This window comes from Nocardia rosealba (genome assembly GCF_020216065.1).
Lineage (GTDB): Bacteria > Actinomycetota > Actinomycetes > Mycobacteriales > Mycobacteriaceae > Nocardia > Nocardia rosealba.
The window spans coordinates 240046-253534 of the sequence record NZ_JAIWNA010000001.1 but is presented as its reverse complement, the minus strand read 5'-3'; the positions used below and the strand labels follow the sequence as shown (position 1 = coordinate 253534).

11 protein-coding genes are annotated in these 13489 nt (G+C 67.3%); 3 read left to right on the top strand and 8 right to left on the bottom strand.

Annotated elements, in window-relative coordinates:
* The first annotated feature begins 65 nt into the window (after window positions 1–65).
* The 3 genes from LDL21_RS01145 to LDL21_RS01135 are packed head-to-tail and all read left to right on the top strand — an operon-like array spanning window position 66 to window position 3095.
* Window positions 66–1118: an NAD(P)-dependent alcohol dehydrogenase gene (locus tag LDL21_RS01145; protein WP_225278463.1), complete on the top strand. Its 1053-nt coding sequence runs from the start codon at window positions 66–68 to the stop codon at window positions 1116–1118.
* A gap of 36 nt (window positions 1119–1154) precedes the next feature.
* Window positions 1155–2354, top strand: coding sequence for an AI-2E family transporter (locus LDL21_RS01140; RefSeq protein ID WP_225278462.1), 1200 nt, complete (start codon window positions 1155–1157; stop codon window positions 2352–2354).
* Window positions 2355–2363: 9 nt separating this feature from the next.
* Window positions 2364–3095: a ZIP family metal transporter gene (locus LDL21_RS01135; protein WP_225278461.1), complete on the top strand. Its 732-nt coding sequence runs from the start codon at window positions 2364–2366 to the stop codon at window positions 3093–3095.
* Between the two features lie 6 nt (window positions 3096–3101).
* Here the strand turns inward: LDL21_RS01135 and LDL21_RS01130 are convergent, their stop codons facing one another.
* From LDL21_RS01130 to aceA, 8 genes are all read right to left on the bottom strand, one after another.
* Window positions 3102–6224, bottom strand: a complete 3123-nt coding sequence (locus tag LDL21_RS01130) for an ATP-binding protein (RefSeq protein ID WP_225278460.1) — start codon at window positions 6222–6224, stop codon at window positions 3102–3104.
* Entirely contained in the window at window positions 6221–6814 is a 594-nt protein-coding gene (locus LDL21_RS01125; protein WP_225278459.1) for a hypothetical protein, read from the bottom strand. The genes LDL21_RS01130 and LDL21_RS01125 overlap by 4 nt, the downstream gene beginning before the upstream one ends.
* A gap of 28 nt (window positions 6815–6842) precedes the next feature.
* Window positions 6843–7685 (bottom strand): hypothetical protein, encoded by an 843-nt coding sequence (locus LDL21_RS01120; protein WP_225278458.1) that lies wholly within the window; start codon window positions 7683–7685, stop codon window positions 6843–6845.
* Window positions 7652–7894 carry a hypothetical protein gene (locus tag LDL21_RS01115; RefSeq protein WP_225278457.1) on the bottom strand — a complete coding sequence of 81 codons (243 nt, stop codon included), beginning with the start codon at window positions 7892–7894 and terminating at the stop codon, window positions 7652–7654. The genes LDL21_RS01120 and LDL21_RS01115 overlap by 34 nt, the downstream gene beginning before the upstream one ends.
* Before the next feature lie 5 nt (window positions 7895–7899).
* Window positions 7900–8400 carry a DUF4365 domain-containing protein gene (locus tag LDL21_RS01110; RefSeq protein WP_225278456.1) on the bottom strand — a complete coding sequence of 167 codons (501 nt, stop codon included), beginning with the start codon at window positions 8398–8400 and terminating at the stop codon, window positions 7900–7902.
* Between the two features lie 150 nt (window positions 8401–8550).
* Window positions 8551–10875 carry a 5-methyltetrahydropteroyltriglutamate--homocysteine S-methyltransferase gene (gene metE, locus LDL21_RS01105; RefSeq protein ID WP_225279193.1) on the bottom strand — a complete coding sequence of 775 codons (2325 nt, stop codon included), beginning with the start codon at window positions 10873–10875 and terminating at the stop codon, window positions 8551–8553.
* Window positions 10876–11094: 219 nt separating this feature from the next.
* On the bottom strand, window positions 11095–11964 hold the full coding sequence (locus tag LDL21_RS01100; RefSeq protein ID WP_225278455.1) for a 3-hydroxybutyryl-CoA dehydrogenase: 870 nt from the start codon (window positions 11962–11964) through the stop codon (window positions 11095–11097).
* 177 nt (window positions 11965–12141) lie between these two features.
* Window positions 12142–13431, bottom strand: coding sequence for an isocitrate lyase (gene aceA / locus LDL21_RS01095; RefSeq protein ID WP_067484780.1), 1290 nt, complete (start codon window positions 13429–13431; stop codon window positions 12142–12144).
* Between the last annotated feature and the right edge of the window lie 58 nt (window positions 13432–13489).

The window sequence follows — 13489 nt, the reverse complement described above, 5'->3', positions numbered from 1 at the left end:
CGGCCCGATCGACATCCGGTACGCGGCGGTTGGCAAACCTCGTATGCAGCGGTAGGCATATACCCATGAGCACCGCTGCCGCCTATGCCCTGCCGTCCGCCGACGGTTCCTTCGAGAAGGTCGCGATCGAACGCCGTGCGCTCGGACCCGACGATGTCGCGATCGACATCAAATTCGCGGGCATCTGCCACTCCGACATCCACACCGCACGCAACGAATGGGGTGGCGCGCGGTACCCGTGCGTGCCGGGGCACGAGATCGCGGGCATCGTCAGCGCGGTCGGGTCGTCGGTGCGCAAGTACCAGGTGGGCGACCGCGTCGGGGTGGGCTGTCTGGTGAATTCGTGCGGCAAATGCGCGCCGTGCCTGGCCGGTGAGGAGCAGTACTGCGCCAAGGGCGCGACCTGGACCTACAACAACCCCGTCCCCGAGGAGGTCCAGCCCGGCGGGTACACCATGGGCGGGTACTCCACCCACATCGTCGTCGACGAGAAGTTCGTCGTCGGCATTCCCGAGGGCATCGGCCTCGACGTCGCCGCACCGTTGCTGTGCGCGGGCATCACCCTGTATTCGCCGTTACGCCACTGGGGCGCGGGCCCCGGCAAGAAGGTCGCGATCATCGGCATGGGCGGGCTCGGGCACGTCGGGGTGAAGATCGCCGCCGCGCTCGGTGCCGAGGTGACAGTGCTGAGCCAGTCGCTGCGCAAGCGCGACGACGGCCTGCGCATGGGCGCCACGAACTACTACGCCACCAGCGACAAGGAGACTTTCCGCAGGCTGCGCGGCGAGTTCGACCTCATCATCAACACCGTCTCGGCCGACCTGCCCATCGATAACTACCTGCGGCTGCTCGCCCTCGACGGCACCCTGGTGATCCTCGGTCTGCCGGAGAAGCCGATGAGCGTCACCGGCCGTAATCTGGCCGGTTTCCGCCGCTCCCTGTCGGGTTCGATGATCGGCGGGCTCGCGCAGACCCAGGAGATGCTGAATTTCTGTGCCTCGCACGGCATCGGCGCCGAGATCGAGCTCATCTCCGCCGACGACATCGATTCCGCCTACGACCGGGTCGTCGCCAGCGATGTGCAGTACCGGTTCGTGATCGACACCGCGTCCATCTGAGCCGGTAGGGCGCCCACCGCCGGGTACCGTGACGTCGTGGCCGACGACGATACGCGCCCGGACACACCGACCGCGGTGGGCGCCCTGCCGATCACCTGGACGGTGCGGACCCCGCCCAGCTGGTTCCCGCGCGCCCTGCTCTACACCGCCCTCGCCCTCGTCGTCCTGATCGCGGGCTTCTGGGTGCTCGGCAAGCTGCAGGGGCTGCTGACCATCCTGCTGGTGTCGCTGTTCCTGGCCTTCGCCATCGAACCAGCGGTGAATTGGCTTGCCCGGCACGGCATTCCACGCGGTGCGGGCACCGGGGCGGTGTTCCTCGTCGTGCTGGTGGTGATGGTGGCGTTCTTCGGGACGCTCGGCGCGCTGCTCATCGACCAGGTCACCATGCTCGTGCAGGACGCCCCCGGCTACATCCAGGACCTGGTCGACTGGATCAACCGCACCTTCGACCAGGACCTGTCCGGCGCCGACCTCACCAAATACGCCACCGAGTGGAGCTCCACCATCGAGGGCTACCTCGTGGGTCTGGCCGGAAACGTCTGGGGCATCGGCACAGTCGCGATCGGTGCGCTGTTCCAGCTGCTCGGGGTGCTGCTGTTCACGTTCTATTTCGCCGCCGACGGGCCGCGCTTCCGCACCTGGGTGTGTTCGCTCCTGCCGCCGCGTCAGCAGAAACATGTGTTGCGCGCCTGGGATATCGCGGTGGAGAAGACCGGCGGCTACATCTACTCGCGTGCGTTGCTCGCGCTGTGCTCGGCGATCGCGCACTATGTGGCGCTGCGGGTGTTCGATGTGCCCTCGGCGTTCGCGCTGGCGCTCTGGGTGGGTGTGGTCTCGCAGTTCATCCCGACCGTCGGAACCTATCTCGCCGGTGCCCTTCCGGTGCTGGTCGCGCTGGTGCACGACCCGATCACCGCGCTGTGGATCCTGCTGTTCATCGTGGCGTATCAGCAGTTCGAGAACTATGTGCTGCAGCCACGGATCACCGCGACCACCCTCGACATGCATCCGGCGGTGGCGTTCGGGGCGGTGATCGCGGGTGCGGCGCTGCTCGGGCCGACCGGTGCCCTGCTCGCGATCCCGGTCACCGCAACGCTGCAAGGATTCGCCGGGGCCTACGTCCGGCGGTATCAGGTGACCGAAGAAGCCGGGCCACCGCCGAAGCAGAAGCGCCGGTGGTTCCCCAGACCCCGGACGAAGACACCCGTCGAGCCCGACCGAACCGCCGACGAATAGGCCCGCACCATGGCAATTCTGTTGTCTGTGGTCTCCATGCTGTCCACCCTGTTCGGTGGTTTCGTCGCCATGCGTATCGGCGACCGCAAGCACCTGGTCCTCGGTCTCGCGGCCGGGGTGATGCTCGGCCTGGTGGCGTTCGACCTGATCCCCGAGGCCCTCGAGCAGTCACCCGACGAGGCGTTCGGTGTGCCGGTGGCGCTGATCGCGGCGGTTGTCGGGTTCATGAGCCTGCACATCATCGAACGCGCGGTGGCCATCCACACCGGCCACGAGGACGAATTCGGTTCGCACCACCACGGTTTCGAATCCGTCGGCCTGCTCGCCGCGATGGGCCTGATCTTCCACAGCACCCTCGACGGTTTCGGCATCGGCATCGGTTACCAGGCGGGCGCCACCGTCGGCCTGTCGGTAGCCATCGCGGTCATCTGCCACGACTTCGCCGACGGCTTCAACACCTTCACCATCCCCACCCTCTACGGCCACGCCCGCAAACGCGCCATCACCCTCCTGGCCCTCGACGCCCTCGCCCCCGTGGTAGGCGCCGTCCTCGGCACCCTCATCCACGTCCCCGAACAATGGATAGGCCTCTACCTCGGCTACTTCGCCGGCTTCCTCCTCTACCTCGCCACCGCCGACATCCTCCCCGAAGCCCACGCCGAACACCCCTCCCGCCTGACCCTCTTCCTCACCATCCTCGGAGTCGGCGCGATGTTCGTGGTGTCGGCACTGAGCCACTGACCCGGGCTACGGCTGCTCGCGACCGCGGCGGGCACGCTCGAGCACATCCGTTTCGATCGGCGGACTCGGCGGATGATGGCTCAAGCACAGGGGCGTGGCCAGCTTGCGGAACGACCGGCCTTCACTGGCACCGTAGAACTGGCCGGTCTTCAGATGACCGATATCGTCCACATTCCCACCCCAGGTGGCGGCGATACCCTTCGCCGCCTGGATCTGCGCCGCCGTCCCCAACCGCCCGAAGAACTGGATCGCGGTATTGCCGACCACCTTGTTGTCCAGGCCTTTCGGTGCCTGGGTGGCGTAGGCGATGCCGAGCCCGTACTTGCGTGCCTGCGCGGCGAGCATGAGGGTGCTGGCCGAGGCGGGTGTGCTCTTACCCGAAGGCGCGAGCATCTGCGCCTCGTCGAGCACGAGCAGGGCACCGAGCGGTCGATCACCGGCCGGGTTGGTCTTGAAGTAGGTGAAGAGCGCAACCTGGAGCTGGCTGATGAATCTGGCCCGCTGATCGGTGTCGGGCAGACCGACACAGCTGATCACCGACACCCGCGCGCGCTTGCCCGGTGCCGGGGTGAGCAGCACGCCGGGATCCACCGGTTCACCATCGCCACCGAACAGCGGATCGTTGATCATGGAAACCGTGAGTCCGTCGGCCATTTCGGCCGCGAGCGCGGCCGCGTTGCGGACCCGGCTCACCCCGTCGGGCAGGTCCGACAGCAGGGCGATCAGGCCCTCCAGTTTCGGCTCACCCGACCGGGCGAAATGCAGGAGGGCCTGCAACAGCACCGCGCGTGCCTGCGCCGCCTTGGTCCGCGCGATTCCCGAGCGCGCCAGCAGATCACCGGCCGCCACCTCCACCGCGGTGCGCAGTTCGTCGGGATCCTCACGCACGGCTGCGAAATCCGGGAGCGGGTTCAGGATCAGCGGCCGCCCCGCCTGGCGACGTGGTGTCCACACCACGACATCCGTCTCGGCCAGGTACTGCGCCGCCTTCTCGGCATCACCGGGCCCCCAGCCTGCCGGGGGTTGCTCCCACGCATCGCCGAGCCGCGAGAGGTCGTTGTTGACGTCGAGCACGATGGCCGAAACACCCTGCAGAGCGACCTCTTCCACCAGCCGCCGAAGCAGGACGGTCTTTCCCGAACCGCTGCTCGCGAACAAGACGAGGTGCTTGCGCAGGAGGTCGAGCGGAATGCTGAAGGTGGCGTCGTCGGTGAGTCCCCGCCCGAGAACGATTGTCGGCCCGTCGGTTCGAGAGTCGTCCATGGCAATGTCGGGACCGCTGGCGACATTGGGTGAAGCCGGTTGTGCGGTAGGAGGTTCGGCCTCATCCATTCGGGGTCGCACCGGCCCGTCGACCGGTTGGGGCAGGTCACCGAAGATCCGCCGGAACAGTTGCGTCTGCCCGGCGGGCGCGCGCTGCACCAGCCAGCCGTCGAAACCGGGCTTCGGGTCCTCGATCAGCTGCTGCAACGCGGTGAAGGTCCGCAGATCGTCCTGGCCGATCGGCAGGGTCGTCCCGTTGGCGGCCTGCAGGTCGTCCAGCATCGCACGGGTTTTCGGCCCGTTGGAGTACGGGATGTTGCGCAGGATCGTCAGGTGACGCAGATCGTTGGTCTCCTCGATGCCGGATTCGACGACGGCCGAACGCATCCGGGACTGCACAGCCAGGTGGTGCGTGTGCGCGATCGCCCGGAAACTCCAATGCTCCTGCACCTCGAGGACCGGGTCGATCGTGCGACGCAGCCGGGCGTGGACCGCGCGGCCCGTGGAGGTCGCGTCGTCGATGCGCAGGTCGTCGCGGTCGGCCCGTTCCAGGACGAAGCACTGCAGGGCGGCGTTGAGCAACCCGACCATGATTTCGTCCTCCCTGGCCGGGTCGAGCGGCGCCGTGATGTCGGCGGCGGCCCGCAGGGCGGCGTACTGCGCGTCGAACACGCTCGGGTCGGCGAGTGCCGCGGGGACCTTCGGCCCCGAATCGGGATCCAGCGCGGCGAAGTCGTCCAGTTCACGGAGCTGCTCGTCGGCGAGGCAGGTCCTTACGTGCTCGGCCACCGACTGCAGCAGCTTGCGCGGTGTCGAGCGAGCCACGTCGTCGGTGTCGAAGGCGGACGGCCGGATCGGCCAGGTCGGATAGGGCGGCGTGAAGTCGACCTCGTCGTACTGCACCGCGAGATGCCCGGCGACAACCGCCGCCGCCACCTCGGCGCCCGGTAGCGCGGTGTCCAGATACAGTTCGGTGAACCGGTCGGCCGACGAGGTCAGCCCCTGATCCTTCAGACGCTGCCAGGTGGAGGGGATGCAGGCGGCGACGATGATGGTGCGCACCGTCTCCTCCCGCAGCTTCATCAAACTGTCCGCGTGATGGGCCACGCGGATGCCGCCCGCCGCCGACTCCGCGAGCACGGCATCGATCTGGTCGAGTGCGATCACCACCGGGCCCGCCGCGGCGAACAGGCGGATCAGATCGTGGAATATCAGCTGCGCGTTGCGCTGTGCACGGCGGAAACCCCACTGCTCGGCGATGTCCGGTTCGAGCGGTTCCCGGAGGACGAGGAAGCTGTCACCGATATCGCGCAGCGAACCGCCCGCCCGGAACAGCACAAGCGCCCGCAGGGTGTCGCGGCATTCGTAGGCCAATTGCGGCTCGGGGCCGGACAGGTCGTCCAGGAATCGTTCGAGGTCCTCGGGTTTCGGCCGCATCGGGCCCGCGATCCGCGCGACATGTTCGGGATCGCACCCGGCCCGCCGGGCCAAGGCGATCAGCAGCCTGCGCAATTGACCGCCGTCGGCTCCGGTCAGCCGGTTGGTGACGCCGTGGACGGCACCGTCCCAGAACGATTCGCCGTCGATCAGCTTGGGCATGAAGAAGTAGCCCTCGCGCTCGTGGACGTACTGACGAATCCAGCCGAGCAGGTGGGTTTTCCCGACACCGGGATCACCGTTGACGATGAACCCGGTGGGTGAGATCTCCGGCCGGTCCTCGGCCAGTTCGATCGCCCGGACGATCTCGGCGGACGCCCGGCGATGCAGGTCCTCGACGTGGTGGGTCTGGGGGCGCCAGATCGAATCCGGGCCGAGTGCGGTGCTGAACTGCACCCGCGCCAGAGCACGGCGCTGCTGCTCGTTCAACGCCCGGCCTCGACGGTGAGCAGGTGGCGCGCGGTCCCACCGAGTACGACGGCGGCGGCGTGATCGTCCTCGGTCAGTGTCTTACGATCGGCTTCGGCGCGCACGTGCACGCCGTCGCGGTCGGCCAGTGCCGTCATCGCGCGCGTGAAATCCTCGGGCGGAATGTGCGGCAGATCGTTGCGCAGGTCTGCGATCCGGATCTGGTCCGGTTTGCCCTTGGTGAGCTCGGCGTACTTGCGCAGGATCTGTGCGGGCACGTCGGGCTGGAAGATGTCGGTCAATTGTCGGCCGCTGTCGTCCAGGTGACGGTGCAGCCCGGCCAGGACCGCGTACAGCGCACCACCGAACGACCCCGACTTGGCCGGGCGTGGGCTGGTGAGTTCGCGGGCGCACCACTGCACCCCCGCTTCGGTGAGCTCGTGCACCAACGCCCGCCCGACCTTCTCGCTGACAACCAGCCCCATATCGTTGAGTCGGCGCCGAGGCGCACCGTCCAGCGTCACGCCCGCCACTGCGAAGAGATCGGCGTTGGTGAGTTCGCGCGCTTCCGCGAGCAGCGTCAACAGCACCGCGAGTTCGCGTGGGCTCATCTGATCCGACAATGTTCGATCCGTTCTCTCACGATTCGTCGCCGTCGACGACGAAGAATCCGTTTTCGGACACCCGCAGGTCCCGTTTGCCGTCGAAGAGCCCGCTGACACGGACCCTCGCGCCGGAACTGTGCGCGGCGAGCGCTCGGGCGTACTCCTGCTCGGTACGCAGGCGCACGGTGATGCGGCGCTGCCGACCGGTGCTCGCCCCGTCGACCCGGAGTGACCCTCGCACAACGGCTTTGAGGGCCGCATCGTTGTCGACGCCGACGACGGTCCCGTCGACCACGGCCTCGATCTCGGCCACATCCCGGTCGGAGACCATGTCTGGCGGTGGCGACGACGCCACCGCGACGTTCAGCATCTGTCCCAACCCCTCGACTGTCGGACGCGGGAACTCGACGACGACATCCGGTCGTGGGACCTGACGTGACCAGTGAAAACTCAGGACGAAACGCATCGGATGCTGCTCAGCCGATCCGAGCGCACCGAAAGCGTCGATCGTGTCGTGGCGGAATTCGTCGCCCCACCCGTGCCCACCGCCGGCGGCCTCGCGCACGGTCGCGGCGACATCGAGCAGCCGGACCGCCGAGCTGCGGCCCAGCCGTGAGCCGGGCCCGCCGAGAAATACGTCGAACCCGAAGGAGTCGCGGTGTGGCAGCAGCGTGGTGGCGGCCAGCAGTTGGGCAACGGCATATCTGCGCATCGACCACGCCGTGATCTCCCGCTCTGCAGCCTGGTCGACACAGGTCGCCAGCAACGAGCGCAGCGCGGCGAGCGCGGCGGCGCCGGTCTCGAGCGAGATCTCGTCACCGTCGTGGCCCGCACGGTAGCCGATCACATCGACCCCACCCGAGACGATGTCGCGCACAACGATGTCCAGCGGCGTCGCTCGAAATCCGCCACGCACAAGGCCAGTTCACGCATCCGTATGCCGTAGTCGACCACGTCGCCACCGGGCACGAGCACTTCGAAGTCGCCGTTCGACCACACCGTGCCACCACCCCACGGCTCCCGCGGCGTCCAACCCTGGGCTTGCAGATACCCGATCACTTCCTCGTGCCGGGGCATGGTCGGCATCGCGGCTACCGTGGCGTTCCGGCGACGAGCGAACGCAGCGCCTCGACATCGAGAATGTTGCCGAGCGGAATGTGCACCGACAGCGTGCGCTTGGTGTCGTCGGCAGCGAACCGGGTGCGATCACGCAGCGACAAGAAGTATCCGCAGTGGCGCAGCGTCATCGCACCGGTCACGGCATCGGCGAAATGGTCCGCCGTTCGGGGCACGTGGATGGCGAACAGGAACCGGGGTGTCGCGAAGTCCGGACCGGCGAGCTGGTTGAACTGCTTGTGGGTCAAGCCGGGGAAGACCAGGTGTCCCCGCTGAAACCGCGGTCTCGAAACCGTTTTGACCTGCACCGATATCTGTGGCGAAAACCCGTACGGTGTCTTGCCTGGCTTCTTGATGGTCAGGTCCACACCGTCGACGTCGACACTGTCGGTCGACCAGACCAGCCCGGCCGCCGAGGCGAGCACCCGAACGTAGTCCTCGCCGAACGCGCCTTGATGATTGTTCGGATCCAGCACCGCGCCCCTCCTGGACCCCACCCGACACCGCCGAGGGCGAACTCTAGCCGCTGGGGCCTCGAATGCGCTGCCGTTCAGAAATTTTCGGTAGCGAGCGCAGATATGACGAAGGGGCACACCGGATTCGGTGTGCCCCTTCGGGTTCAGGTGTTACTTCGCGGTGGCTTCTTCCGCGAGGGCGGCCAAGGCCCGGCGGCGCACTCGGCGGGCCGCGGCGACCATGTTGCGCAGCGACGGGTCGAGTTGCCAGTAGTGGCGGGTTTTCAGACCACCGTCGGGGTTGGCCCACAACCGTTGCGGGGTAACCGCTTTGGCTGCTTGGGTGAGGAGTTCGTCGAGTTCGTCGATGTCGGGGATGCGGGCCGAGCGGCTTTCGTAGACGCCGGGGCCGACGCCGTGGCTGAGGCCGTGGCCGGTGGCGACGTCCTCGGTGAGGGCCTGCATGACCCATTCGATCGAGCGGGTCGCGACGATCGCGGTGACGTCGGCGTCGAGTTGTTCGATCGCGTCCACCACCTCGGTGCGGCCGGAATAGCCGATGTGGGTGTGGATCTGGGTGTCGGGGCGCACGCCGGAGGTGGCGAGTTTGAACGCGCCGACCGCCCAGCGCAGGTACTCCTCGCGACCCTGTGGGCGAGCGGGGAGCAGTTCGCGGATGGCGGGTTCGTCGACCTGGATGATGGCGATGCCCGCCTTCTCCAGATCAATCACCTCGTCGCGGATCGCCAGCGCCACCTGGTCGGCCGTCTCGTAGAGCGGCTGATCCTGGCGGACGAACGAGCGTGCGAGCATGGTGACCGGCCCGGTGACCATGCCCTTCACCGGCTTGTCGGTCAAAGACTGGGCGTAGGTGGTCCAGTCCACCGACATCGGCGCGGGCCGGGCCACGTCGCCGTAGATGATCGGCGGTCGCACGCAGCGCGAGCCGTAGACCTGCACCCAGCCGAAGCGGGTGGTCGCCATGCCGTCGAGCTGTTCGGCGAAGAACTGGATCATGTCGTTGCGTTCGTGTTCACCGTGCACGAACACGTCCAGACCGATGTCCTCCTGCAACCGGATCGTCGCCTCGATCTCGGCTTCGACCTGCTTGCGGTAGTCCTGCTCGGACAACCGGCCCGCGGCGACTTCGTGACGCGCCTGCCGCAACCGGCTGCTCTGCGGGAACGACCCGAGTGTGGTGGCCGGGACCAAGGGCAGGTTCAGCCGTTCCTGCTGGGCGGCGGCCCGCTCGGCGTAGGGCACCCGTTCGCGCATGTCCGGCGTGATCGCGTAGACCCGCTGCCGCACGGCGTGCTTCTGCTTGAAGTGCACCGAGGTGGGTCGCTTGCGCCACTTCTCCGACGGGCCCTCGGTGAGGGCCTTGGCCAGCGAGACGACCTCGCCCACCTTCTGTTTCGCGAAGGCGAGCCGGTCGGCGACATTGCCCTCGATGTCGTATTCGGCGAGCACGTCGTAGGGCACGTGCAGCAGCGTGGTGCCGGTCGACACCACCAGATCGGGGCACACCTCGGCGATGGAGTTCAGGTAGTTCAGCGTCACGTAACGATCGGCGCGCCACACATTCGTGCCGCTGATGACGCCGGCGTAGATCCGCTTGCGGCGGATGCCGGGGATCTCGGCGAGCTCCTCGGGCGTCATCCGGTAGGACGCCAGGTCCAGTCCGATGGCCTCCACGTTGCTGGCCGCGAGAATCCGCAGCGCCTCGCCGAAATCACCGTACTGGCCGGTGACCAGGATGCGCGGGCGCAGCGGCGCCTTCGACAACCGCTGATACGTCTTCTCGAACGCCGCGAGCGCCGCGTCGGACTGCTCCCCGGTGAAGCACGGTTCGTCGAGCTGCACACAGGTCGACCCGCGCTTGGCGAGCAGTTCGAACAGTTCCTCGTAGAACGGCAGCAGCTTGTCGAGCAGGCTCAGCGTGTCGAACTCCACTTCGCCGGGCACCTGGCCGGCCTTGGACAGCAGCAGCAGCGACACCGGCCCGAGCACCACCGGGCGCAGTTCGATCCCGCGCGCCATCGCCCGGTCCCACTCGTCGAGCAGAGCCTCGGGGTGCAGCGAGAACGTGGAGTCGGCGTCGAGTTCGGGCTGCCGGTAGTGGTAGTTGGTGCCGAAGAAACGCACCAGCTCCAGCGGCGGCAGATCCGGGTTACCGCGCGCCATCAGGAAGTAGAAGTCCAGCGGGTGCAGGCCCTCCTGATGCGGCTTGAACCGCGACGGCACCGCACCGAACAGCAGCGCGTTGTCGAGGATGTGGTCGTAGAAGGAGAAGGTGTTGCCCGGCACCTGGGTGAGCCCGGTGGCGGCCAGCTCGTCGAACTGACGCTCCTGGATGTCCCGGCCTACCGCGAGCAGCTCCTCCCGCTCGAGCGACCCACGCCAGTACGACTCCAGCGCGCGCTTGAGTTCCCGGTGCGGACCGATCCGCGGATATCCGAGAACGCTCGACCCGAATCCATCGGTGACGTTGACCATGAACGGGACATCCCTTTCCATCACCTGCGTGGTCGCCCGGCAACCGGGCGCCGCGCAATTACTGCGCTCGACGAGTAGCCGGTTCGCGCGTGCACGAACGGCCTACAGCAGCTTAAGCCGAGCGGTCGGCAGTGTGCCGTTCCCCCTGCAAACACCCCTGGAAACACCGACGGCCACCTTCGTCTCGTCGGGAGGAAGGCGGCCGTCGGTGCGTGGAACCTAGTTTCCGTACTGGTAGAAACCGGCGCCGGTCTTCTTACCGAGCAAACCGGCTTCCACCATGCGCATCAGCAGCGGCGGCGCCGAATACAGCGGCTCCTTGAACTCGGCGTACATCGAGTCCGCGATCGACTTCACCGTGTCGAGGCCGACGAGGTCGGTCAGCGCCAGCGGGCCCATCGGGTGGGCACAGCCGAGCACCATGGCCTTGTCGACGTCTTCCTTGGTGGCGAACCCGGACTCGACCATCCGAATAGCCGAGAGCAGGTACGGAACCAGCAGCGCGTTGACGACGAACCCGGAGCGGTCGGCCGACCGGACGACCTGCTTGCCGAGGATATCGGCGGCGAACGCCTCGGCCCGCTTGGCGACCGGCTCACTGGTCTTGAGCGTGGTGACCAGCTCCACCAGCGGCAGCACCGGCACCGGGTTGAAGAAGTGCAGACCGACCACGCGCTCGGGATTGGCGGTGGCGACGGCGATCTTCATGATCGGGATGGAGGAGGTGTTGGAGGCGAGCACGGCGTCGGGGTCGGTGACGACCTTGTCCAGCTCGCTGAAGATGGCCGTCTTGACCTCTTCGTTCTCGACAACGGCCTCGACGACCAGCTGACGGTCGGCGAAGTCACTGAGGTCGGAGGTGAAGCGCAGCCGCCAGGCGGCCTGCTCCCGCTCGCGCTCGGTGATCTTGCCGCTGCTGACGCCACGATCGAGCGAGCGCAGGATGCGCGCACGACCGGCGGCGGCCAGTTCACGGGTGGTTTCGTAGACGAGGACGTCGACGTGCGCGCGTGCGCACACTTCCGCGATACCCGCGCCCATCTGTCCGGCGCCGATGATCCCGACGCGCTGAATCTTGTCGCTGCTCACGTCCCACTCCTGGGTTTGTTGGCGGCTGGCGCCGCGGATTTCGGCCCTGTTCGGGTCACTGGCCACCGCGGCTCGCGACCCACAATATAGGGATGCCCTCCCCTGCCGGGGCTGATCGGCAGGGGAGGGCGTACACCCCTACTGGTGTAGAGGAAATCCGTTGCTAGTCAAAGCAACTCAGTGGAACTGACCCTCTTCGGTCGAGCCCTTGAGGGCCGCGGTCGAGGTGTTGGGGTCGACGGTGGTGGCGATGGTGTCGAAGTAGCCGGCACCGACCTCACGCTGGTGCTTGATGGCGGTGAAGCCACGCTCGGCGGCGGCCTTGAACTCGCGCTCCTGCAGGTCGACGAACGCGGTCATGCCCTCGCGAGCGTAGCCGTGCGCCAGGTCGAACATGCCGTAGTTGAGCGAGTGGAAGCCGGCCAGGGTGATGAACTGGAACTTGAAGCCCATCGCGCCGAGCTCACGCTGGAACTTCGCGATGGTCGCGTCGTCCAGGTGCGCCTTCCAGTTGAACGAAGGCGAGCAGTTGTAGGCCAGCAGCTGGTCCGGGAACTCGCTGCGAACCGACTCGGCGAACTTGCGCGCGACCTCGAGGTCCGGCACGCCGGTCTCCATCCAGATGAGGTCGGCGTAGGGGGCGTAGGCCTTGGCACGCGCGATGCAGGGCTCGATGCCGTTCTTCACACCGAAGAAGCCCTCGGCGGTGCGGGTGCCGTCCAGGAACTCACGATCGCGCTCGTCCACATCGGAGGTGATGAGGGTGGCGGCCTCGGCGTCGGTGCGGGCGATGATCACCGACGGCACGTCGGCGACGTCGGCGGCCAGACGCGCGGAGGTCAGGGTGCGGATGTGCTGCTGGGTGGGGATCAGCACCTTGCCACCGAGGTGGCCGCACTTCTTCTCCGAGGCGAGCTGGTCTTCCCAGTGCACGCCCGCGGCGCCGGCCGCGATCATGGCCTTCTGCAGCTCGTAGGCGTTCAGGGCGCCACCGAAGCCGGCCTCGGCGTCGGCGACGATCGGGGCCAGCCAGTTCTTGACCGAGGTGTCACCCTCGACCTTGGCGATCTCGTCGGCGCGCAGCAGCGCGTTGTTGATGCGACGGACCACCGAGGGGACCGAGTTCGCCGGGTACAGCGACTGGTCGGGGTAGGTGTGACCGGACAGGTTCGCGTCACCGGCGACCTGCCAACCCGACAGGTAGATGGCCTTCAGGCCGGCGCGAACCTGCTGCACGGCCTGGTTGCCGGTGAGGGCGCCGAGGGAGTTGATGTAGTCCTCGTTGTTCACGAGGTCCCACAGGATCTCCGAACCACGACGGGCGAGGGTGTGCTCCTCGACAACAGTGCCCTGCAGCTTGGAAACCTGCTCGGCGGTGTAGTTGCGGGTAATGCCCTTCCAGCGCGGGTTGGTGTCCCAATCCTGCTGGATTTCCGCAGCGGTCTTCGGGGTGCCGGCAGTCGACATCTCTGACTCCACTTCCTCGGTGTGGTCGGTGCTCCGCGCCGTCCGGCCGCTCAAACAA